A 21645-nucleotide genomic window follows, 5' to 3' on the forward strand; every position below is an offset into this window, starting at 1 on the left:
ATACAACGTAGTAATGAAACATAAATGAAACAAATAAATTATATGCAACCAATCCAATTAATCGCTCAAAATTTGATCAGACCCACATAAAAAAAGGGAACTTTTCAGTCCCCTTCATAATTTTTGTGGTGTTTTTCGTGTTACAACTGCCAGCGCGCGAGTGGTTTCTCAGTTTTTATTCCTTTACTCCCCCAACGATCAATGACGTCAATTTGCAGTATGCGATCTGGTGAAATAACCGATTGTAGCTGTTTTGAGGGTCTTTTATCTGTAATTAGCCACAGAGTTTTATCTTCTTCAAACTGAGCTTTTAAAGACAGTTTCTCTGCTTCTGACCATTCCAGTTCAGGCTTGAATTGACGATCAACAACGAACAGTTGGTTTCCAGACGCAAAATCCTCTAATGATTCCCCTAGCAAGACCACTGAATCAATCTCTTTCGCAAAGATAACGTCCTGTTGTTGATTAATCAGCTCACGTACTTCTAACATCAACGCTTGCTGGTTCTTTTCTATTTGAGCTTGATATTGAGGATAAACCTTTTGTAGATCCTCACCCACGATCGCAGCCATTCGAATTAAGTTAGTAGGATTCATCCACGCATACTTAGATGTATCACCATTGTCTAACGTCAGTGCCGCAACGCCCGGTGCTCTTGGAGATATCGCCTGAGACGCGTCAATCTCAATCAAGCGAATGTTCCCCTGACGAGCATAAACAAAAGTTGGGTCTTGATGCCAAATAGCACCCAACGTAATCGCAACGGTCGCCTCCTGCCCGGCTTTAATGGCTTGTTGTTGACCTTTACTTGCAAACCAGTTCACCAAACGTTCAACGCCATATCGCTTAGGTGGCAAGTAACTGGTTTCAATGCCTGTGCCTTGCATCAGTTGCTCAGACAACATGTAAGTCACAGGCGTGCTGGTAATAATATCTTTGCCATAAGAGAACGGTGCAAATGTACTCGTCACAACCAAGCCCATTGTTATGATTTGTTTTTTCATCTTCATCATTGGTTATCCAGATTTAAGCTTTTCGCACAATGCGGTAGATCGTTGCCGTTAGGAAAAACGCAGCAGAGACAATAATAATTGAGGCGCCAGACGGTACCGGCAATTCAAGTTCCATCGGCAAAACGGTCCCAACCAAGCAGGCAACGGTAGCCAATAAGGATGAAAGCAAAACAAAACTGCCCATTCGCTTAGTGAGCAAGCGTGCCGTCGCCCCCGGAATAAGCAGTAACGCTCCAACCAAAACCGCACCGATAATCTTCACTGCTGCGATTGTCACGAGCGTGATCATCATGACGAACAGGTAGTCATAGAAGCTGGTGTTGAATCCACGAACACGCGCGATGTCAGGGCTAATGCAAGTCAGTAAGATTCGGTTAAAGGTCGGAATCAGTAACAATAGAATGATCAAACAGCTCACCGCAAGAATCGTTATGTCTCTGTCTGTCACCGTCAGGATCGAGCCAAACAAAACGTTCTCTAACATATGAATATTGATCTTTCGTGCCACATACATCAGCAGGGCAGCACCTACTGCCAAAGCAAGAGCGAGGAACACACCCACGAGTGTATCGTAGGGAACGTTGGTTCGATTTCGCACGAAATGCAGCAATAGCGCGAAAATCATGCAGAAGCTGAATAACCCGATAAATGGATTTTCCGGTGGTTCACCAAGTAGCACACCGATCGCTATACCAGTCAGCGCTGCGTGACCAACGGCTTCAGAAAAGAACGCCAAACGCTTCGCGATGACCAAGGTGCCCAAACCGCCCAGTAACGGACCAAGAATTAGCGCTGCAACAATTGCGTTAACCATAAACGCATAAGCGAAGCTGTCACTGAGCCACCCGGCTTCTACTCCGTTGAGGGCAAATTGTCTTAACCAATCCATTACGCCGCCTCCACTTTTGCCGTGTAGTGCTTAAACAGAGACTCAATACGCTCAGGACTCAATACTTCAGAGTGATGCCCCGAAGCGACGATTTGACGATTGACAACATGCACCTGCGCATCCAAACGGCGCACCGCTGTTACGTCATGATGGACAGCAAGAACGGTTTTACCTTCTGCTACCACTTCATGAATCAAACCTTCTAGATAACGTACCCCTTGCTCATCCATACCCGTTGTCGGTTCATCTAGAACAAGTAAGCTTGGATTATCGAGTAGAGCTTGGGCGAAGAGAACACGCTGTTGCTCACCGCCAGATAGTTGTCCCATACGACGATCACTTCTTGTTGCCATACCAACACGCTCTAATTGAGCTAACGCCTGTTGAGCTTGCTTGGTCTTACGGCGCCAAAACAGAGGCACACGCGTTTGGTTAAGCAGTACAAAATCCATGACCGTCAAAGGTAAGCTGGCTTCAAACATGGCTTTTTGTGGTACGTAACCAATTTTTCCGGCTTGCTCAGCCTCCACCCAATGCACCGAGATGTCACCCGAAAATGGCGTAAGTCCTAAAACCGAACGTAATAATGACGTTTTGCCACCGCCGTTTGGTCCCATAATCACATGGCATTGACCCGCTTCAAAGCAAGTCTGAATGTCTTGCAGAATAAGGTTGTCCCCGTACTGCAAGCAGACTTTATCAAGAGAAATCGAAGGACCTCGCATTAGGCTTTCTCCTGCTCATGCTTGCTTGCAACAAACTTCATCGCCTCTATTAAGGTTGCTACGTTGTCGCGCATCTCCACCTCGACTTTGTCGGCTTCGTATTCGCCGTGCGTCATGTGAGAAAAGCGATATAGCTTCACGCCCGTCGCTTCTTCGATCGTATCAACAAAACGATTTGGCATATTTAGCTCGTAAAATAGAACATCAATACCAGATTGGCGGATCTTCTCGATGGTTTCCTGTAGCTGACTAGCGCTTGGCTCTACGCCATGAGCAGGTTCGATTACCGCGGCTACATCGACGCCAAACTCTTGCAGAATGTATCCATAAGCATTGTGCGTTGTTGCGACCTTCATACCTGCTGTATCTAGCTGCCTTAGAGACAACATCGCATCACGCTTTAAAAGGCGAAACGTTTTTGCGTACTTTCGCGCATTTTTTCGATAAAAAGCTGCGTTTTCTGGGTCAAGTTCGCTCAACTCACTGGCAATGGTGTAAACCTTTTGAATCGTGGTGGATAGTCCAACAAAGGTATGTGGATTCACTGCGCCTTTACCAACGGATTGCCCCATAGCAGGCAATAGTGGAACTTCCTTATTTGCCTCAATCACCACCAGATCGTCGCGCTGCGCAGCTTGAATAACTTTCAGAGCAAAATCATCATGCCCAATACCATTGACGACAATCACATCCATCTGATTCAGTCTTTTAAGATCATTGGGTTGGGGCAAATAGTTATGAGGATTGAACCCTGCATCGACCAAAGGAATGATCTCAGCTTTATCACCGACCACCGCTTTTACATAGCTGTAGTAAGGTTGCAAAGTGATACCAATGTTGAGCGTTTCGGCAAAACTTGAAGCGGAAGCGACCAGTAAAGCACTAGCCGTTAGAATTCGACGTAAGAGAGAGCGTGTCTTCATAGTTGTTATCATGTTGGTTATTGCTTAATGCTTATGAGGGCTTGCAGGAGAAGAAGGCGTTAACACGATTTGTTGCCAACCACTTAGCTTTCGTTGACTTTGCTGAGTTAAGTCCTCGATATCGATAGAAACAGCCGTAGAAAACCAGATATCAGCATGCTCGTGACGGCTATCAAGTAGCATCGAAGCTGAACCTTCATCGTCCTGTCTCAAGCCAAGATAAAGTCCTGCATCCAACATCTGCCATTGATGAGAACCTTTGCGCTGCCAACTTTGGTCTTTAACAAATGGAGCGAGCCAAAACGTTTCAAGTTCACTGACTTCAGGCCACTTACCCTCATCAATGTGGAGATCACGAATTTCCTCATGGGCAAGTTTAAGCTCTGCAACCATTGCCAACTCTTCTTGCCCTAGGTCAGTCATCAACACTTGATGCTCGAGTGCTTTTGCGTGCTCAACTTCGGTTTGATGATAGGGTAATAAGGCGGCAGACACAGCAAGAATGCCGGCGATAGTTAATGCCACCCATTTACCTTCACGACTGCCATTATCCGGTCGAATTTTCTGAGTGATCATTTCTCTTTCAACTCAACCACATCAACTTCTACTGGGTTTTCATGCCCTGCGTCGAAAACAAGATAAAAATCCATTTGAGGATGAGTGAACTCAGCGATAGAGCGCTTGTCTGTGGTTACTTTGGCAATCAAGTTGTCATCGTAATCGTACATTTCAACGTCATAGTCCACTGCGGTAGAACCATCGGAGTAACCTGCTTCACAGATGACTTTGTCTTGTTCTAAATGGCAGCTCATTAATGGAAAGTGCGCCACAGCTTGAAAGGACAGTAAGCCGCCCGAAAGAGCGGAAGCGATAAGAATAGAGCTGTTTTTCATGGTGTATCCAAAATGGCTCAGTGGGGCACTGAGCCTAAACTTGATTAATTTAATTGCGTTTCGAACGTTAGGTGAACATTCACACTGGCTTTATCTGCGAGAGGATCGTTTTTCAGCTCACCTTTGTAGTTGGCTTTCATCAAATAGCGACCAGCCACCTCTGGAGTAAACGTAATTTTGCCTTCTTTATCACTCACGACATCCATTTGTTCTTGGTGGTTTCGGTAAAGGGTACCTTCACGAGTAATTTCGGCTGTGACACCTTGTTGAGGCTCACCATTAAAGAAGAATTGGAAAGTCACCGCTTCGCCTTCAATGATGTCTGATGGGTGAGTGATCGGTTTCATCTCTAGCAGCTTGCCTTCAATTTCCAGCGCTTTTTCTGTCGGCATCCCCACCGTCACGTAACTTTCCGCTCGGGTATAGCTCAGTTGCGTAACAACATCACGTGCTTTTTCTGGAATAACACTTGCGCGATCAGCTTTGCTTGCTCGCGCCCACTTAACTGTGTCGCGGCGACCCGCTTTGTATTGGGTGTAGTAGCTTGGTTGGTTGTTGATCGCGACCTTGTGTGTGCCTTCTTCTTCAAAGTAGAAATCAAACATCGAACGACGTTTACCACGAACAACAAAGTTCGGACGCTCCGAACGACCATCCGGCATGATCACAAATGCTTGATCGCTGCCCGCTGGTTTATCAAAAACAAACGTACCGTGAGAGGCAGTCACATCAAACGTCAGCCAATCACCACCTTCTTTTGATACTGTAAAGTGAGAAGGCAAAACCCAACGAGGGTGCGCTTGTGCTGTTGTTGCAGCTGCTAGCCCCATCGCCATTACACTTGCTAGTGCCACCGCTTTCATTTTGGTTTTCATCGTTATTCCTTCTCTATTACTTAACTTGGTAGTTGACGGTAATCATGCCCGTCTCTTGGGTTGGTTTGATTTGATAACGAACTTCGCTGTCCGCTAGTTGCATCTTTTGTCGCAAATAATTCCGTCCACCGTGCTCGCGTACCACTTCAACATGCAACGTGTAAGTGCCTTGTTCGAGTCGCAGACCTTCATCATTGGTGCCATCCCAAATAAAACGGTATTGACCAGCGGGACGAGTAGCAGACGTCACGGCGTCCACTAATTCGCGATCATAACGACCCACCTTTCGCCACCAGCTTCGAAGATCTTTTAGCCATTCATCTTTACCAACCCATAACTGGATGGTTTTCACTGGCTTGCGCTTATCATCTTCAATCCATACTGCAACATAAGGACGGGCGTACATTGATGTATCAATTTTTGGCAACTCGAATTCAAAATCGACTTTGGCACGATCAGGCAAGGGGGCAGCAAAAAGCGAAAGAGGCATCAGCGCAGCAATAAGTGTTAGTTTGCTTAATGAGTTACGACGCAAAAATCGGTCTGTGTTTAACATAGGGGAATTCTCTGAATAGAGGCTGTTATGGCACAGCAACAAAATAAATAACGAGCGACAGCAAGGTGCCAAAAGCCATCCACTGCATCGACGTTCTTAAAGTCTTTTTCTTTGGTAGTAGCAAACACACTCCGGTTAGAACAAAGAACACCATCAATAATGCAGTGATATCAATGAACCACTTCCAAGCATCGCCACTATTGCGACCTTTGTGCAGATCATTCAGTAGCGCGACAATGCCGTAATTCGTTGTTTCAACTTCAGCCTCCCCCGTGGTCATATCGACAAAAACGGTAGCGTTATAACCCGGACCTTTAAAATCCAAAGAAAGCTCGCCAATCACTAACTCTCCATCTTCGATTTCGGTATAAACATCCAAAGCCGACGGAGTGCCGCGCAAATGGGTTTCTTGAGTTAGGAAGTTCAATAGAGCCGAACGATTGGGTTGGAAGCTGCCTTCAGTTGCAAAAAGTTGCTTTGAAGGGATCGTGAGTGTGTGTTGTTGAATGATTGGCTCACTGCGCTCAAACAATGTTGGTCTGTTCAAGGTGATGCCCGTTAAGGCAAAGAACAAGGTCACCAATAAAAGAGCCATGGAAACGTAAATGTGCAGACGGCGAGCCCAAGTTTGGACGCCTTTGCTTTTGAGCAACATAAAAAAACAATCATCACCAATAAATGAGGGCTTAATTTAGGTGATAATCATTCTTATTGGCATTTAATTTACATTGTTTACGTTTGATAGAATAGAAAGGCTCCCGCACATGGAGGCAAGAGCCTAGAGGAAAATCTTATCGAGCTAAGATTGGGTAAGTAAAGAAAATCAAGTGACAGAAGTTAAACACAAAATGGGCTAACACAGCACACCATAGGCGCCCAGTGAAGTGGAAAACAAGACCGTACCCTATCCCTGCAAGTCCAGCAAATACCATCAACAGTGGACCGCCTGCAAAATGAGCTAAACCAAACAAAATGCTCGCCACCACCAAACCCAATCGCCAATCAAAACGACGAGATAATGACTGCTGGATAAACCCGCGGAATAAAGCCTCTTCTGCAACACAAGTTAATACGAGGTTATTCAAAGCAAACAGCCACCACCATGACGGCAAATTAAACTCCGGTTTTAGAGCACCAAGCATAACGGCAACTGGCAATAGTGAAAGCAGGGGTATCATCACCAGCAGCGCAGGTTTTATTCTTATTTTTGACTCACCGCCAAGCAGCATAGGATAAGCAAGAAGGAGAGCAAAGAAGGCAAGTGGCTTGTCCAGATTAAGATACATTGAGAATGGCGCGCTCTGTGGTCCCGCGGATACCTTGTCGAGAACTTGCAGATTATTAAAGCCAGGGATCAAATGGACAAAAAGCATCACACACCAAAGGACGACAATCCCCCACCCTAGGTAGTAAATAGGTTTCATCTTTGGATTCAATGCCAGCATCGGCAACCGGTATGAGACTCCAAGAACAACCAACGAACTGATCAGCGCGATGAGCTCAATTCGATCAAAAACAAATGCACCTAGCAGTGTAAGTCCAAGCAATGCGAAGGCTGCCCTTTGTTGCCGAGCAAATGCCGCGCCAATTGCTAATACAAGCGGTAGCCAAATCAAAATGGCAGAATCAAGAATCATGTATTTATCCTTATAAAAACTGACGGTCCAGTCTTAGTGCTGGGTAGTTGTAATATAACCTTGTCCCCAAGTAACCTCGAGATATTTGCTGCAACGAGAATGACTTAGTTTGTAGACGCAGCAGCGATTAAAAGAAATCGAACCTGCTCACTTCTATAAAAACAAAAAGACCCGAGATCTGACTCGGGTCTTTCGATGCTATGAAATACGCATTAACTATTCTGGCTTGCTTTGGCTTTGCGCAATTGCGTTAGGTACTTCACCCAACTCTCAGCTTGAGTCGAAGGCTTAATTTCATTGGCACGTTTCGCATTTGCAAGTGCATCCTCAAAGCGTTTCAACTTGTAGTAAGCTCGGGCTTTCACCAGCGCCACATCAGCCTTACGACCAGTCACTTTATCCAACGTCGCTAACGCTTCTTTGTAATGACCTTCTTGCACTAATAACTGGGACAAGTTCCAGTTATATTTTCTGTCCAATTGAGCCGCAACATGCCAACTCTCAATCGATTTGTCCCACTCTTTTGCTATTTGCCAATATGTCGCTTGCTGCGCTTTTAACTTGCTGTCTGAGTTGATGTCTTTCACCTCTTCTAGCACCAAAGCTGCGCGCTCTGGAATACCACGCGCACCATATAACTGAGCAAGAAGTCGTAAATCGTCTTGACTAAGCGCGACACCCTTTAGTTTTGCAAGCGCCAATGCATCAAGGGCGCGTTTGTTATCATCAACACGAAGATAGAGCGCAGCTAGTTGACGCCACCACTCCACACGCTCAGGTTCAATAGCAATCAAACGCTTAATCGTACCGATGGCTGGCTTCCATTTTTGCAGCTCAAGTTCGGCTGACAACTTGATAGACAAAGGACCAATTTCATCTGGCTGACCAAACTTTTCATAGCGCCCCATCGCAGACAATACTTTGTTCCATTGACTCAACTGGTAGTGAGACTGAGCGATACGCAACCAAATCTCATATGCCTTCTGAGTTTCAGGAACAGATTTACTTAAGTCGTAATAGTGAGGTAATGCCTTTGAAAATTGCTGCTCGTTAAGCAACATATCCGCTAACATCTTGCGCGTTTGCCAAGCTTGATCATCGTCTAAGAGACCGCTATTAACCGCAATCTCTAGCTGCTTGATAGCCGACTTCACTTGCTCATTTTGCCAGTACAAAATCCCAAGCATACGCGCGACAAATGCACGATCATAACCGCGCGATAACTCTAATGCTTCAAGCGTTGAAATGGCTTCTTGCAACTTTTCGTCTTGAACCAAATTATGCGCACGTTGAACACGAGTCGCGGTGTATTGACTCAGTTCATTGGCAGTCGTCGTAAAAGCGCATAGGCTCAATACTGCACCGATTAAGAATTTCTTCATCATTTGGCTAAATTGAACTCCACTTTTCGGGTTTGCCCGTACTGCTCAATTGAGACACCGTTTTCAACCTTCGGCTGATACTTCGACTTCTTCAATGCTCGAATCGCTTCTTTCTCAAACATACGTTTTGGCTTGGCATCAAGCACTTCGATATCCTTTGGACGCCCCGCAGCATCAATAGTAAAACGTAGCATCACGTAACCTTCGATTTTGCGTTTCAGTGCCTTACTTGGATAGCGTGGCTCTGGGCTATACAAAGGGATCGCTTGCTGATTACCCATAGTGCCTTTCAAGTTTGGAGCACTAATAGCGATACCATCAAGAGAAGTGTTCAAGCCCAATGCACTGATTGGCGTCACTTGACTCATCGGCTCAACTTGCGTTTGAGCCTGAGACAAATCCATCGGCTCTGGCGCTTTTGGTGGCTCTGGCTGTTCAGGAACCGAGCGTTGACGACGCTGAACATCCGCATCATTCTCGATCATAACCATATCAAAGCGCACCGCTTCAGAGGGCTTTGGTGCTCGCTGATTGCCTTTATCGACCATCCACGCCATAAAGCTAAACAAGCTCACCGCAATCAAAACTGACACGGGTAGCGCGAGTAATAGCCTTTTCATTAAGGTTTCTCCGCCGCCAAAGCAATGTTCTTCACACCAGCGCCTTTCGCGGCATCCATGACTTTCACAACTGTGCCATTGTAAGCATGCTCATCCGCTTGAATTACAAGCGCTGCGTCTGGTTGCTCCAGCAGTAAGTGCTCAATGGTGGCTTCAACACGCTCAATATCCACTAAACGTTTATCGATGTAGACATCATTTGCTGCCGTCACGGCGATAAAGATGCCTGCGTCTTTTTGACTGACCACATTGGAAGCTTGTGGGCGATTAACTTCTACACCTGACTCACGTACAAATGAGCTAGTCACAATGAAGAAGATCAACATGATGAATACGATATCCAGCATCGAGGTTAAATCGATCTGGGCTTCATCTTGTTGATTTGGTCTACGTCCGAGTCTCACTTCTGACTCCTTAAAGATTGTTCTAACTGGAGGGCTTTGCGTTCACACACTTTGCTTAAACGAGCATGTACAAACATACCTGCAAGTGCTGCAACCATACCTGCCATTGTAGGTAGTGTTGCAAGTGAAATACCGGAAGCCATCAATTTCGGATTGCTACTGCCTTGTGTCGCCATCACGTCAAAAACCGTGATCATGCCCGTTACCGTGCCTAACAAACCTAGCATTGGGCAAATTGCAACCAACACTTTGATGGTTGATAGGTTTTGGCGCAGTTCAATTTGTGCCTTTGCAATCCATCCTTCGCGGATTTGATGCGCGTACCAAGAGTGGTGGTCTGCTCTTGCGAGCCACTGTTCACAAAGCTGTCTCTTCACCTTCGGAAATTCCGTTGTCAGATAAAGAACACGCTCCATAACCAGCAGCCAGCATACCGCTACAACGGCAGCCAGCCACCATAGGATCTGCCCACCTTGCTGCATAAAGCTCGCCAAGGTCGAGGCCCAATCCTCACTGATCAAACCCAATGTGTTGAGTAGGATCTGCTCCATTACGCTGCGTTCTCCGCTACCGTGTTAGAGGCATTTTTACCCTTTGGCATATCACGTTCAGCTTGCTCTGCCACAAGACCAATACCTTGTTTTTCTAAAATATTGCGAATGTTCTCTGCTTGAGAGCTCAATACGTTATGAGCAAGAAGCAATGGCATCGCAGCCACAAGACCAAGGACAGTTGTCACAAGTGCCATTGAGATACCACCCGCCATGACTTTTGGATCGCCATTACCAAACTGAGTGATAACTTGGAAAGTTTCGATCATACCCGTTACCGTACCAAGCAGACCCAGCATAGGTGCTAGCGCGGCAAGCAGCTTAAGCATCGATAAGCCTTTCTCAAGGTGAGTTTGTTCATCAACTACCGCTTCCAATAGACGCAACTCTAACGCTTCAACACTACGGTGCTTATCCTTTTGGTATACCGCTAGAATTCGACCTAGAGGGTTATCCTCTGGTTGAGTTGGGCTCTTAAGTTGTTTCGCGATCTTTTGACGAGCGATGATCAATGACACACCACGAACCAGCGCGATGATCAAGCCAATAGCGAGTAAACCAAGGATGATCTTACCCACCACGCCACCTGCGTTTAGGCGATCTGCCATGGTTGGAGAATTTGCTAACTGGTCAAGGAGAATGCCACGCGATGGGTCAATCACGAGTGAGTCAATGTCTCCTGAGCTTAATGTGCTTGCCGTAGGACCGTTTTCAGGCTGACGCAGATAATTCACCGCATCACCACGCTGACCATTCCACTTCACATAGCCTGCGTTGTCCAACAACGCCATTGAGCCTAGACGGACACCATCAACATTTTGCTCACGGCCCTCACCATCCAACAAGGTGAATGACACATTCGCCATCTCACCACTTGCTTTGACTTGCTCTTCCATACTGCGCCACATTGCACGTAGTTGAGGTAATGTCGGCAGTGATTTCGCTGCAACGATATCATCAATGTTTTTTTGGTATGAGTTAGCGTCGACACCTGTTACAGAGTACTTAAGCTCCGACTCCAATTCTTTTGCATTTTGACGAACTACGCCAAAAAGCTCACCTAAGCTGCCTGTTTCTAGGCGAAGTTTCTCTTCAAGTTGGGCAAGCTGCGATTCGTTTTCGCTGAACGTAACACTCAGGGTGTCCGCTTCTGCTTGCAACGCTGCACGCTCGGCAACAAGCTGGTTTTTCATCGCTTGCAACTCTTGCTGCGTTTTCTTAAAACCAGATTCACGAGCCACATTGTGCGACTGCTGTTGACGATTTTCTTGTTGTGCTTTCTGCAATAATGCATCACTAGCGAATGTTGTGTGAGGTAGAAGAGCAGCAGAAGAAATCAGCGCAACCGATAGCCATTTTTTCATCATTTATTTGCCCTCCGCTACGTTAAGAGACACTGGCAGAGTAAGCATACTCGGTGCAATCTGTTTGTTCGCCATCGCAAACGCTTTGTCTAGTTCCGCTTTTTGCTCAGTGCCCACTGCTTGCCATTCTTTTTGTTGCTGTGACCAGCTCCAGAAGTGCTCACCTGATAAGCTACGTGCAACCAATGAAACACGACCTAGGTAAAGGATATCGGCTTCGACTTGATCATTACCATCTAATGCTATCTTGCCTTGGTAAACACCAATCTTAGAGCCATAGTCCATCTCAATTTGGTACGCCTCAAGAATACGGCGGAACTTCTCAGCATCTGCGACGTCTGCGCGAGTCATCATTGCATCCAGCTTTGCAATACGCTCTTCACGTTGTGCCTTGCGGATCGGTTTATCATTAGCGACGATACTCTTAAGACCATCAAGCATGTGGTACATCAGTGGCACGACACCTTGGCGAGTCTGAGCGATTTGTTCGATTTGCTCATTCAGACTAGCCACTTCTTCGTTTTGACTGTCTACCAAACTAGATAGGTGATCACGATAAATCTTCAAGTTGCCAACTTCTTCTTGTAACTGCTCTATTTCAGCCTCAAGAGTCAAAGATTTCTCTGCACTTACATCAATACGCTTCTGGCTAACAGCCGATGCTTGATTGGTTTTACTCTGCACTGCTTGTGCATCGTTAAGATTTTCCGCTTGAACGGGAATCAAAACCGATGAGATCAACAGAGCGATACTTGATTTCATTAGATTCATACGAGTTATATTTTCTGTTTTCTAAAAACGACTAAAGGGGAAGACCAATCTTCCCCTTTAAAAATCATATTGTTATCAGTACTTGAACTGAATTGTTGCCATGTAGCTTCGACCTTCGCCTATCACTACATTTGTTGCACCATCATAGTTGTCCGGGTTCGTACTACCGCCACCAGCTAGGTATTCAGTATCAAACACGTTTTCAACATTGAATCGGGCCACAATATCTAAGTTCTCATCATACTTGTGTGTGTACGCCACGCCCATATCAACACGCGCATACCCATCTTTCTTAAACGTGTTCGCTGCGTCACCGTAGCGCTCACCCTCATAAATCACGCCCAAGTTTACATTCGTGTTGTCTTGGACCTTGTAGCTAGACCAGACGCTTGCAGAAAGCTCAGGCACATCAGCTGGGCGATTGCCTTTTAGTTTTGCACTTTCTGTAATCTCTGCATCTAGATACATTGCAGAAGCAGTTAACGAAAGCTTATCTGTAACAAACCCTTGCGCTAAGATTTCAGCGCCTCGGTGCACTTGCTCACCATCTTGAGTAGCAATCTGTTTTTTTGAGTCGTTAGGATCGACGATATCTAATCGTACATTTTCTAATGTGATGTCAAACAGCGCACCAGTTAAGAATAAACGCTCATCAAACAGTTCCCACTTAGTACCCACTTCATAAGAAATACCACGCTCAGCCTCTAGTTCTTCTCCATCATTGGTAAAGTCAGAGTCAGCCACAGCACCTTGTGGCATAAAGCTCTCAGAGTACTGAACATAAATAGAGCCATTGCTTGCAGGGTGGAAGATCACACCTAGCTTTGGTGACACTTGGCTTTCTGTTAATGTTTCACTGCGCTTTTCATCGTAACGAACACCTGCAAGTACCTGCCAGTAATCGTTAATTGTCATCATATTTTGCGCGTAGATACCCCATGTATCATGCTCGCTAGTCGGCCATTTTTTCGAGCTACGATACCCTGGCTTTGGCACCGTTTGACCCGGCTGGACACTAGACTCTTGGTGGAATGCCATAAAGCGGTCATAACTGTAATCTAGGTAGTTTGCACCAATTAAAAGTGTGTTATCAGTATCAAGCAAAGAGAAGTCAGTCGTAACGTCTACATACGCAGTATCAAACACCCAATTGTCTGAACGATCATTCCCTTTGTGCTTAATCACATTTTTTTCTTCATAGTCGTCAAACTTAGGGTAAGACTCCACATCAAAACGCTTGAAATCTTGACGGTTGTATCCTGCTTTGACGTTTACGTTATCCGCGACTTGCGCATTAATATCGATACCGTAGTTTTCTACATCGTTATCAATCTTCGACCATTGCGCATCCCAAATATACTTGTCCCCAAGCACAGGCTTACCGTCTACAATGTAAGCACCAGAATCCACACTGCCTTCATCTTTAGTCCTGTCATAATGAGCAGAAACCATCACGTTTTCGGTAATGTCGTATTCAACAACCAGACCACCGACAACTCGGTCAGTTTGCGGCTCTGTGCCATCACCATACTTACGCCAAGAGCCGTAACTCTCTTTTGCAAGAATTGCGCGCGCACGCAGTGTCTCTTCTTCATTCAGTGCACCACTCACATCTAAAACAGTGCGTGAGTGATCGTTTGAACCAATATCTTGGCTCAAGCTAACTTGTGTTTCTGTTGTTGGCTTCTTAGAAACCATGTTCACAAGACCACCTGGCTCAGATTTGCCGTAAAGTAGACCTGATGGACCTTTAAGTATCTCTACACGCTCTAAAAGCTCAATTGGCTGACGGTAGTGTGACCAGTGCTGACGACCATCACGTAAAAAGCCGTCAGAACTGCTAAGTTCAAAACCGCGCAATGAGAAACGCTCACGGTTACGACTCGTACCACCGGCACTAACACTCGCGTCATTTTTTAGCACTTCACCTAACGTGCTTGCACGCTGCTCATCAATAACCGCTTCATCAATCACAACAACTTGTCCTGGGGTCTCCAGTTGCGTCATTTCCATACGCATTGCTGTTGTATTGGTATCTGCTTTGTAACCAAACTCGCGGCCTTCAACAACAAGGTGCTCATCCGCTTTTTGAACTTCCGCCACTGCAGGTGCTGCTAACACCGCCCCAATCACTAACGCCAGTTGGCTTTTAGAAAACATGCACATTCACTCCAAAATGTTGGGTTACACATAGGTGCTATGTGATTCCCTTCTACTTATTTTGCGAGAGAATATAAGTGATAACCATTACCATTTGCATTAAATTTACATTCTTTGCATTCGTAAACTTTTGTAAAGGGCATGAGAGTAATACTTTGTTCGAACGTGATCTAAATCACGAATAGCCGCGAGCGATCTATTGCCTAAACAACAATGTTACACTCAACCCACCATCCACTCGGTTTGTGGCGATGGCTTTTCCTCCCATCATTCGCATCGATTCTTTTACTATTGCGAGCCCAAGACCATAGCCACCAAGCTTTTTGTCTCTGGAAGCATCCAATCGAGTAAATGGGTCAAAGATGTCGGACAATTTATCCTGTGGAATACCCGGACCATTATCAGCAATGGTCACAGCTAAGTAGTGGTGCTTATCGGTGGATTTATTTGTTAAGCACACATTAATCTGCGCAGAGTCGCCCGCATACTTGATCGCGTTACCAATCAAGTTGTTCAAACAGCGCACGACTAAAGTGTCGTCACACTGGGCTTTTGTCCTTGTCGCGTCCGATTTAAAAGTAAGAGTTTGTTGAGCTTTTAGGTCGATCTTGCAACGCTCAACCTGAGGAGCAAGCAGAACTTCTAAGTCGCTACGTTTCATCTCAGTATCGTAGCGAGCGTTCTCCAAACGGCTGATTTCGAGTATCTCACCAATCAAGTGATTGAGTTCATTTGCTTCTTCTTCCATGCGAGTGACAAGGCTTTGCTCACTCTCACCCACACGCTTTCGTAACAGATGTAACACCAAGTTCTGTCGCGCCAATGGTGTACGAAGTTCATGTGAAACATCACGTATTAATCGACGCTGTTTCTCAGCCAAAGAGTGGATCTCCTTGGTCATATGATCGAAGTCTTGCGCCAGTTCATTAAATTCTCGTGTGTTTGATTTCAGTTCATCAACCACACTGACAGCAAAATCACCATTTGATAGCCTCTTACTCGCCTCACGAAGTCGGTCTAAAGGTTGCTGTAAGTTCCTTGCCATTAATAGAGAAAACAGCGCCAGAATGACCGCTGCAATCACAACTTTCAGTATCGAAAAGTAGAGAATAAAGTCATGAGCTGGGTGTAAACGATGAGGCAGTTGGATGACCAAACTGTTGTTGCCCACAAGAGGAATACTGAAAATTGGGCGACTAACTCTGCCTTCTAGTTGTTCATCTAAACGTCTTTTAAACTTAAGTTTGAACTCAAAATGAGGGTGCATCAAGCGATGGGTAAGTGGGTGTTGATTTTCGTCTAACACGAATAAGTAAAAGTGTTGCGCATTCGCCCAATCCGCAAGCTCATCCATATCTCCGTCTTCGATCAAAACATTGGCTTGATGCGCTAAGTCCAACATTTCTGCTTTTACGCTCGCTGGTACTTTTAGCATTGCTTTTACTAAGGCTTGCTCAGCGACAGCTTGTACAGCAAGGATACTGATGACGATCGCCGTCATGTAAGTAAATAGCTTAAAAGCCAGACTATCTCGACGCTTGGCTATATAGGATGGACACACAAATTTCATTAATTCGTCACAGCCTCTAGGTAGCTATAACCTTTTCCACGAAACGTTTTAATGTGCTGTTTGGACAATCCCGCTTCTACCAATTTACGACGAATATTACTGATGTGCATGTCTAAGTTGCGATCAAACGGACTTAGCTCTTTCTTCAAAACCTCGGTTTGCAATTCGGCTTTAGAAATCACAACGCCTTGGTTTTTTACCAAATAGCAAAGTAACTCTGCTTCAGTACCTGTCAGCGGCAAACTGTTCAGCTGATCACTGATACTTTGTACTGTGCAGCACATAGCTTGTCTTTGACGTTCTAATCCTACGCGACGAAGAATTGCTTTAATACGCATCAACAATTCAGGTACATTAAAGGGCTTGCCGATGTACTGATCTGCGCCTGCTTGGTAGCCATCTAGCATCGAGTTCTCATCATTTAATGCCGTTAGCATGAGGATCGGCGTCGCGAAACGTTGACAGATACGACGCGCAACTTGCATACCATTTAGATTTGGTAGCATGACATCGAGAAGAACAAGATCAACTGGCGTCTTCTCCATGTATTGCAAAGCGCTTTCCCCACAATGGACAGATGAAACGGTGTAACCCTCTTCTTGTAACACCGCCTCCAATAATTCACACAACGGAACATCGTCATCTACGATAAGAACTCGGGACATTACCAATACCAACTCAAATAAAAATGGTTCGCATTCTATTACTCATTTGCAGATTAAACAACCATAGATTCTAAGGTTTCTGTACGAAAACTGGACATAAAAAAAGCCCACTTTTCAGTCGGCTTTTGTCGCAAGAAATGCTGATTTTTTAATTATTTAAATCAACACTTTAAACCTGTTACTTTGGCGACATCTTCAACGATGCCTCGTAAGTTGATACTAATCGAATGAAGTGTATCTAGCTCTTCTTGTGTAAATGGATGAGTGAGTACTGACTCTGCACCTTTCTTGCCAACAACAGTAGGCAAACTCAATACCACGCCATTAACACCATATTGACCCGTCATCATGGTCCCTACAGGCAAAACTGATCGTTCATTGATCTTGATTGCCTGAATAATACGAAACACACTTGCAGCGATCCCATGAACGGTATTTTGTTTACGACGGAAAATCTCATACCCAGCTTGCTTCACAGCTTCGAGCAATTCGTCTGCATCGATACGCTCTACATTATTGGCATCGCAATAGAAATCTGCAGGTTGTCCTGCAATTGAAATCAAACTCTTTGGCGTAAAACAATTGCTACCATGCTCACCGAGAACATAACCAAAGATGTTCTTCGGGTCCAAATCCACGCGATTGGCAACAATGCTCATCAAGCGCGCAGTATCGATCACGCAGCCACTACTGATCACTTTGCTATTCTCAAAGCCTGTATTGGTTGCAATAAAGTGCGCGACAATATCACAAGGGTTAGATACAACAATGAGGGTTGCATTTGGAGCTACTCGTTCGACTTTACGTGCAATCTCAACACCTATCTTGGCATTGGTTTCTGCAATATCAATTCGCGTCTGACCTTGCTTAATCTGCGCTCCCGCAGTGATTACGACAATATCAGCGCCGAGAAGATCGAGATAGTCGTCAGTAGGAATGATGTGAGTGTTTTTCGAGAAGGTCAGTGCAGTGGTATGACGGAAATCGAAGACTTCCCCTTCAGCACGCTCTAAGTTTTGGTCCAATAGAACCAACTCACTTACACTGCCCATGGTCAGTAAGTAATTACATACTCCAACACCAACGGCACCTGCGCCAATTACACCAATTTTCATACTTCTCTCCCTGATAATAAAAGTTATGCCCTCACTTTGCGTTCCCACTAAAAACTTGGGCAGTAAGAGCATAAAAGTCCAATCACTTTATGTTACCCAGAATACCTACCTAAGCTAGCCTTTCTCGACTTAATGACGTTTAAATGATGGAAATTTCTTCTTTATATATGCATCAATAACCATCATTTAATCACTTCATACATTTAAACTCTATTGCAGGTACAAAAAAGGAGTACAATTCTTTGCAGTTTCTAATTGAGAATAGACGTATATGACAACGCTATTGATTGGTCACCGAGGCGTGGCAGGCAAGTACCCAGAAAACACCAAAGTCAGTATTCAAGCCGCTATAGATTTGGGTCTTGATTGGGTTGAAGTTGATGTACAACCCACCAAAGACAATGTACTAGTGGTATGTCATGATCACACAGTAAACCGCTGCAGCAACGGCAAAGGTCGTGTTGATCAAATGACTTTAGCTGAGCTAAAAACGTTAGATTTTGGTGGTTGGCTCAGTACAGAGTTCAGCAATGAATCGATCATGACGCTGTCAGAGTTGCTGGGGCTCGCTGCGAAAAACAACCTAAATCTTAATATCGAAGTTAAAGTTGACCACCATTCAGCAGAAGATGTCGCGAAGATAGTCGCTAAAACCCTTTCTGAAGGACCATTGACCAAAGAATTTATCCTTTTGTCGAGCTTTAGTCACGACGTGATAAGAGCGCTATACAAGCACTGTGAAGGCTACAGATTGGGTGTGCTAAGTGAGTTCTTTACCCGTAAAGACGGGCTACTGTTAGAAGAAGTCAACGCATACAGTTGCAACCTCAATATTAACTGGGTTCGTTCCCGTCAAATTAAGAAGCTGCAGCAAGCCGGATATAAGGTAATGTGCTATACAGTGAATAACCCAAACAAGTTGAAACACTTGCCGGCGCTAGATGGCATCTTCAGCGATCATCCAAGCCGCTTTATGTCTCAAGAATAGGGTTGAAACTAGGCGCTCCATTACCACTCAATGGTGATTGGCGTTCCCATTTTAACTAGCTTTATAAACTCATCCATCTCTTCATTGGTGATGGCGATACAGCCATTGGTCCAATCAAAGCTCTGGATAAACTGAGGGGATTGTGTCTCGCCATTTTTGAGGCCATGAATCTTGATCTCTCCGCCCGGAGAGACACCTCTTCGATGCGCTTCCAAGCGATCAATTGCATCTGGATAACTGATGTGGACAGAGCGATAGAAAGCAGAATCGTTAATCACATAATCTAGAGTGTAGTCACCTTCTGGAGTCCTGTTATCCCCTTCTTCCTGCTTGTGCCCTTTCGGATTAGCCCCTAACGCAATCCGATATTCTTTAACCACTTCGCCATTGTCCATTAGGTACATTCTGCGTTTTGATTTGTCTACTTTGACCAAGTCCACAGCAGCCTGTGTAAAAGGAACAAAAGAACAACACAAGATTAAAGACAACCATTTTACTGACATCGCCAGAACGCCTAACTCACCCATTCTAAGGGAACACAAAAAAGAGCAACCATGCTAGTCACAAGGTAATACTAAAGCAAACTTAATATGTGCAAATTTCACTACTCATTATGACTAACTTGGATTACTTTATAAGGAGATTACTTTATAAATTCAGCACAAATAGAGAGGGTATTATGCTCAACATTGCTTTTTTCAGTGCGAAATCCTACGACGAAGCGTCTTTCAATAAAATTAAAAACCATCGAGACTTCGAATTTCACTACCATGATTTTAGATTAACTTCAAAAACCGCAAAAATGGCTCAGGGCTGTGAAGTCGTATGTGCGTTTGTAAATGATGATTTATCCGCACCAGTACTTAAACAGCTTTCTCTTGGTGGGACCAGATTAATCGCGATGCGATGCGCAGGCTTCGACAAAGTCGATTTAGAAGCAGCAAAGGAGCTTGGACTTCAAGTAGTGCGCGTCCCGGCTTATTCCCCAGAAGCTGTCGCTGAGCATACTGTCGGTATGATGATGTGTTTAAATCGACGCTTACACAAAGCCTACCAGCGCACGCGTGATGCAAACTTCAACCTGGAAGGCTTGGTTGGCTTCAACTTCCATGGCAAAACAGTTGGCGTTGTGGGTACAGGCAAGATTGGCATTGCAACCATGCGTATCTTTAAAGGTTTAGGCATGGAGCTGCTCTGCTACGACCCATATGAAAACCCTCTAGCATTGGAAATGGGCGCTCGCTACTGCTCTCTTGAAGAGATCTATGCGAACGCAGATGTCATTTCGCTACACTGTCCAATGAGCGAAGAGAACTATCATTTATTGAATGAGAAGGCATTCTCGCAGATGAAAGATGGTGTGATGATCATTAATACCAGCCGTGGTGAACTGCTTGATTCTGTCGCCGCAATTGAAGCACTGAAACAAGGCAAAATTGGCGCACTAGGTTTAGATGTTTACGACAACGAAAAAGACCTATTCTTCCAAGACAAGTCAAACGATGTCATTGTTGATGACGTGTTCCGTCGCCTATCCGCGTGTCACAACGTGTTGTTCACTGGACACCAAGCCTTCCTGACTCACGAAGCACTAAACAACATTGCCTCAGTGACTTTAAATAACGTGGATGCTTTCTTTGCTGGCAACGCGTCAGGTAATGAACTGATCAACTAAATCAATAGATCGAGCAGTATAGTAGAGCGTTGAATTTCAGCTATGCTATACTCCTCGACCATTAAAAATTTGAGTCCAATTACCATGAGCATAAAAACCGATATTCAAAAGCTGCACAACCGTTTAGATACTTGCCAACGCAAACTGGATGCGGCACGTTCTCGTGGTGATCATGAAATGATTACTAAGTTCACGAATGAAGTTGACGATCTAACGAAGAAACTTAACCAACTTAAGCACAAGCAAACATACGAACTTAACAAAGAGCGTAAGAGCCTGCTTGATATGCCATTTTCTCGTGAAATCACAAAAGCTGAGCAAGCAGACATTGGTAAGCTTAAGAAGCGTGTTCGTGGTCTAGTTATCGTTCACCCATTAACAAAAGTGGGTAAAGAATTGCGCCTAGACGTAATGACAGGTTTTGCTCCGAAAGAGTTCTAATCACTCTTTTAAACAACAGATATTAAAAAGCCCAAGCTGCTTAGCTTGGGCTTTTTTGTGCCCAAAATTCATAAAGTTAAGCTTAGAAAAATCACCATTATAGATATTGAGAGACACTGCAACCTGTTCGTTTTCAAATTCTCGTAATGGCAAAGCTTTAGCTAATTTCCAAATACTAAAAACGACAAAAGCCCCGCTATTTCTAGCGAGACTTCTTAATCGTTCTGAGACCGAGGGCTCGACTGACTAGGAATTTGATACAAATCCCGTCTCATTCTCAAACGTCAGAAATGAAAAAAGCCTCGCTATTTCTAGCGAGGCTTCTTAAAAGTGGCGGAGAGATAGGGATTTGAACCCTAGATACGCTATTAACGTATGCCGGTTTTCAAGACCGGTGCTTTCAACCACTCAGCCATCTCTCCACAAAT

At 44.8% G+C, this 21645-nt stretch carries 24 protein-coding genes and 1 tRNA gene; 3 read left to right on the forward strand and 22 right to left on the reverse strand.

Annotation, left to right across the window (positions count from 1 at the left end; translation table 11 throughout):
* Positions 1-140 precede the first annotated feature (140 nt).
* From MHO32_RS09660 to MHO32_RS09755, 20 genes are all read right to left on the reverse strand, one after another.
* A complete protein-coding gene (locus MHO32_RS09660) occupies positions 141-1010 on the reverse strand; it encodes a metal ABC transporter solute-binding protein, Zn/Mn family (protein WP_239211501.1) in 870 nt (289 codons plus the stop codon).
* A 16-nt stretch (positions 1011-1026) separates the two neighbouring features.
* Positions 1027-1902: a metal ABC transporter permease gene (locus MHO32_RS09665; RefSeq protein WP_005453280.1), complete on the reverse strand. Its 876-nt coding sequence runs from the start codon at positions 1900-1902 to the stop codon at positions 1027-1029.
* Positions 1902-2627 (reverse strand): metal ABC transporter ATP-binding protein, encoded by a 726-nt coding sequence (locus MHO32_RS09670; protein ID WP_029789612.1) that lies wholly within the window; start codon positions 2625-2627, stop codon positions 1902-1904. Before MHO32_RS09670 ends, MHO32_RS09665 begins: the two co-directional genes overlap by 1 nt.
* Positions 2627-3550: a metal ABC transporter solute-binding protein, Zn/Mn family gene (locus tag MHO32_RS09675; RefSeq protein WP_239211460.1), complete on the reverse strand. Its 924-nt coding sequence runs from the start codon at positions 3548-3550 to the stop codon at positions 2627-2629. The genes MHO32_RS09670 and MHO32_RS09675 overlap by 1 nt, the downstream gene beginning before the upstream one ends.
* Positions 3551-3574: 24 nt before the next feature.
* Positions 3575-4126 (reverse strand): DUF6162 family protein, encoded by a 552-nt coding sequence (locus tag MHO32_RS09680; RefSeq protein ID WP_005453277.1) that lies wholly within the window; start codon positions 4124-4126, stop codon positions 3575-3577.
* On the reverse strand, positions 4123-4443 hold the full coding sequence (locus MHO32_RS09685) for a hypothetical protein (protein WP_239211462.1): 321 nt from the start codon (positions 4441-4443) through the stop codon (positions 4123-4125). The genes MHO32_RS09680 and MHO32_RS09685 overlap by 4 nt, the downstream gene beginning before the upstream one ends.
* Positions 4444-4487: 44 nt before the next feature.
* Positions 4488-5318 carry a DUF4198 domain-containing protein gene (locus MHO32_RS09690; RefSeq protein WP_005453274.1) on the reverse strand — a complete coding sequence of 277 codons (831 nt, stop codon included), beginning with the start codon at positions 5316-5318 and terminating at the stop codon, positions 4488-4490.
* Positions 5319-5334: 16 nt separating this feature from the next.
* Entirely contained in the window at positions 5335-5874 is a 540-nt protein-coding gene (locus MHO32_RS09695) for a DUF2271 domain-containing protein (protein ID WP_009696846.1), read from the reverse strand.
* A 25-nt stretch (positions 5875-5899) separates the two neighbouring features.
* On the reverse strand, positions 5900-6529 hold the full coding sequence (locus MHO32_RS09700) for a PepSY-associated TM helix domain-containing protein (protein ID WP_009696845.1): 630 nt from the start codon (positions 6527-6529) through the stop codon (positions 5900-5902).
* A gap of 136 nt (positions 6530-6665) precedes the next feature.
* Positions 6666-7511, reverse strand: coding sequence for a CPBP family intramembrane glutamic endopeptidase (locus MHO32_RS09705; protein WP_005453268.1), 846 nt, complete (start codon positions 7509-7511; stop codon positions 6666-6668).
* A 212-nt stretch (positions 7512-7723) separates the two neighbouring features.
* Positions 7724-8896 (reverse strand): tetratricopeptide repeat protein, encoded by a 1173-nt coding sequence (locus MHO32_RS09710; RefSeq protein WP_005453266.1) that lies wholly within the window; start codon positions 8894-8896, stop codon positions 7724-7726.
* Positions 8893-9513 carry an energy transducer TonB gene (locus MHO32_RS09715; RefSeq protein WP_005453264.1) on the reverse strand — a complete coding sequence of 207 codons (621 nt, stop codon included), beginning with the start codon at positions 9511-9513 and terminating at the stop codon, positions 8893-8895. The genes MHO32_RS09710 and MHO32_RS09715 overlap by 4 nt, the downstream gene beginning before the upstream one ends.
* On the reverse strand, positions 9513-9917 hold the full coding sequence (locus MHO32_RS09720) for an ExbD/TolR family protein (RefSeq protein ID WP_005453262.1): 405 nt from the start codon (positions 9915-9917) through the stop codon (positions 9513-9515). The genes MHO32_RS09715 and MHO32_RS09720 overlap by 1 nt, the downstream gene beginning before the upstream one ends.
* Complete coding sequence (locus MHO32_RS09725; RefSeq protein ID WP_005453261.1) at positions 9914-10468, reverse strand: MotA/TolQ/ExbB proton channel family protein; 555 nt, start codon at positions 10466-10468, stop codon at positions 9914-9916. The genes MHO32_RS09720 and MHO32_RS09725 overlap by 4 nt, the downstream gene beginning before the upstream one ends.
* Positions 10468-11835, reverse strand: coding sequence for a MotA/TolQ/ExbB proton channel family protein (locus MHO32_RS09730; RefSeq protein ID WP_009696843.1), 1368 nt, complete (start codon positions 11833-11835; stop codon positions 10468-10470). The genes MHO32_RS09725 and MHO32_RS09730 overlap by 1 nt, the downstream gene beginning before the upstream one ends.
* Complete coding sequence (locus MHO32_RS09735) at positions 11836-12603, reverse strand: DUF3450 domain-containing protein (protein ID WP_005453251.1); 768 nt, start codon at positions 12601-12603, stop codon at positions 11836-11838.
* Between the two features lie 75 nt (positions 12604-12678).
* Positions 12679-14763: a TonB-dependent siderophore receptor gene (locus MHO32_RS09740; protein WP_239211486.1), complete on the reverse strand. Its 2085-nt coding sequence runs from the start codon at positions 14761-14763 to the stop codon at positions 12679-12681.
* 196 nt (positions 14764-14959) lie between these two features.
* Positions 14960-16333 carry a sensor histidine kinase gene (locus tag MHO32_RS09745; protein ID WP_239211488.1) on the reverse strand — a complete coding sequence of 458 codons (1374 nt, stop codon included), beginning with the start codon at positions 16331-16333 and terminating at the stop codon, positions 14960-14962.
* Complete coding sequence (locus MHO32_RS09750; RefSeq protein WP_005453247.1) at positions 16333-16998, reverse strand: response regulator transcription factor; 666 nt, start codon at positions 16996-16998, stop codon at positions 16333-16335. Before MHO32_RS09750 ends, MHO32_RS09745 begins: the two co-directional genes overlap by 1 nt.
* A 161-nt stretch (positions 16999-17159) precedes the next feature.
* Positions 17160-18113 (reverse strand): lactate/malate family dehydrogenase, encoded by a 954-nt coding sequence (locus MHO32_RS09755; protein ID WP_239211490.1) that lies wholly within the window; start codon positions 18111-18113, stop codon positions 17160-17162.
* Between the two features lie 271 nt (positions 18114-18384).
* Here MHO32_RS09755 and MHO32_RS09760 point away from each other — a divergent pair, with 271 nt between their 5' ends.
* Positions 18385-19101 carry a glycerophosphodiester phosphodiesterase family protein gene (locus MHO32_RS09760; RefSeq protein WP_005453243.1) on the forward strand — a complete coding sequence of 239 codons (717 nt, stop codon included), beginning with the start codon at positions 18385-18387 and terminating at the stop codon, positions 19099-19101.
* Positions 19102-19121: 20 nt separating this feature from the next.
* Here the strand turns inward: MHO32_RS09760 and MHO32_RS09765 are convergent, their stop codons facing one another.
* Positions 19122-19604 (reverse strand): L,D-transpeptidase family protein, encoded by a 483-nt coding sequence (locus tag MHO32_RS09765; RefSeq protein WP_009696839.1) that lies wholly within the window; start codon positions 19602-19604, stop codon positions 19122-19124.
* Between the two features lie 176 nt (positions 19605-19780).
* Here MHO32_RS09765 and MHO32_RS09770 point away from each other — a divergent pair, with 176 nt between their 5' ends.
* A complete protein-coding gene (locus MHO32_RS09770) occupies positions 19781-20776 on the forward strand; it encodes a 2-hydroxyacid dehydrogenase (RefSeq protein WP_009703609.1) in 996 nt (331 codons plus the stop codon).
* 84 nt (positions 20777-20860) lie between these two features.
* The gene (locus MHO32_RS09775) at positions 20861-21217 is read left to right on the forward strand and encodes a YibL family ribosome-associated protein (RefSeq protein ID WP_005530256.1); all 357 of its coding nucleotides are present in this window, start codon (positions 20861-20863) and stop codon (positions 21215-21217) included.
* Positions 21218-21548: 331 nt separating this feature from the next.
* On the opposite strand, the gene MHO32_RS09780 is transcribed toward MHO32_RS09775, so the two are convergent.
* Positions 21549-21639 (reverse strand) — tRNA-Ser (locus tag MHO32_RS09780).
* Positions 21640-21645 lie beyond the last annotated feature (6 nt).

It is taken from the genome of Vibrio sp. MMH1-50 (assembly GCF_022347645.1).
GTDB lineage: Bacteria > Pseudomonadota > Gammaproteobacteria > Enterobacterales > Vibrionaceae > Vibrio > Vibrio harveyi.

Coding starts and splice junctions, on each gene's coding strand:
- MHO32_RS09695 (WP_009696846.1), bottom strand. CDS start 5,874: ATGTTAAACACAGACCGATTTTTGCGTCGTAACTCATTAAGCAAACTA.
- MHO32_RS09730 (WP_009696843.1), bottom strand. CDS start 11,835: ATGATGAAAAAATGGCTATCGGTTGCGCTGATTTCTTCTGCTGCTCTT.
- MHO32_RS09740 (WP_239211486.1), bottom strand. CDS start 14,763: ATGTTTTCTAAAAGCCAACTGGCGTTAGTGATTGGGGCGGTGTTAGCA.
- MHO32_RS09670 (WP_029789612.1), bottom strand. CDS start 2,627: ATGCGAGGTCCTTCGATTTCTCTTGATAAAGTCTGCTTGCAGTACGGG.
- MHO32_RS09760 (WP_005453243.1), top strand. CDS start 18,385: ATGACAACGCTATTGATTGGTCACCGAGGCGTGGCAGGCAAGTACCCA.
- MHO32_RS09675 (WP_239211460.1), bottom strand. CDS start 3,550: ATGAAGACACGCTCTCTCTTACGTCGAATTCTAACGGCTAGTGCTTTA.
- MHO32_RS09680 (WP_005453277.1), bottom strand. CDS start 4,126: ATGATCACTCAGAAAATTCGACCGGATAATGGCAGTCGTGAAGGTAAA.
- MHO32_RS09705 (WP_005453268.1), bottom strand. CDS start 7,511: ATGATTCTTGATTCTGCCATTTTGATTTGGCTACCGCTTGTATTAGCA.
- MHO32_RS09710 (WP_005453266.1), bottom strand. CDS start 8,896: ATGATGAAGAAATTCTTAATCGGTGCAGTATTGAGCCTATGCGCTTTT.
- MHO32_RS09775 (WP_005530256.1), top strand. CDS start 20,861: ATGAGCATAAAAACCGATATTCAAAAGCTGCACAACCGTTTAGATACT.
- MHO32_RS09745 (WP_239211488.1), bottom strand. CDS start 16,333: ATGAAATTTGTGTGTCCATCCTATATAGCCAAGCGTCGAGATAGTCTG.
- MHO32_RS09750 (WP_005453247.1), bottom strand. CDS start 16,998: ATGTCCCGAGTTCTTATCGTAGATGACGATGTTCCGTTGTGTGAATTA.
- MHO32_RS09725 (WP_005453261.1), bottom strand. CDS start 10,468: ATGGAGCAGATCCTACTCAACACATTGGGTTTGATCAGTGAGGATTGG.
- MHO32_RS09690 (WP_005453274.1), bottom strand. CDS start 5,318: ATGAAAACCAAAATGAAAGCGGTGGCACTAGCAAGTGTAATGGCGATG.
- MHO32_RS09715 (WP_005453264.1), bottom strand. CDS start 9,513: ATGAAAAGGCTATTACTCGCGCTACCCGTGTCAGTTTTGATTGCGGTG.
- MHO32_RS09685 (WP_239211462.1), bottom strand. CDS start 4,443: ATGAAAAACAGCTCTATTCTTATCGCTTCCGCTCTTTCGGGCGGCTTA.
- MHO32_RS09735 (WP_005453251.1), bottom strand. CDS start 12,603: ATGAATCTAATGAAATCAAGTATCGCTCTGTTGATCTCATCGGTTTTG.
- MHO32_RS09660 (WP_239211501.1), bottom strand. CDS start 1,010: ATGAAGATGAAAAAACAAATCATAACAATGGGCTTGGTTGTGACGAGT.
- MHO32_RS09665 (WP_005453280.1), bottom strand. CDS start 1,902: ATGGATTGGTTAAGACAATTTGCCCTCAACGGAGTAGAAGCCGGGTGG.
- MHO32_RS09755 (WP_239211490.1), bottom strand. CDS start 18,113: ATGAAAATTGGTGTAATTGGCGCAGGTGCCGTTGGTGTTGGAGTATGT.
- MHO32_RS09765 (WP_009696839.1), bottom strand. CDS start 19,604: ATGTCAGTAAAATGGTTGTCTTTAATCTTGTGTTGTTCTTTTGTTCCT.
- MHO32_RS09770 (WP_009703609.1), top strand. CDS start 19,781: ATGCTCAACATTGCTTTTTTCAGTGCGAAATCCTACGACGAAGCGTCT.
- MHO32_RS09700 (WP_009696845.1), bottom strand. CDS start 6,529: ATGTTGCTCAAAAGCAAAGGCGTCCAAACTTGGGCTCGCCGTCTGCAC.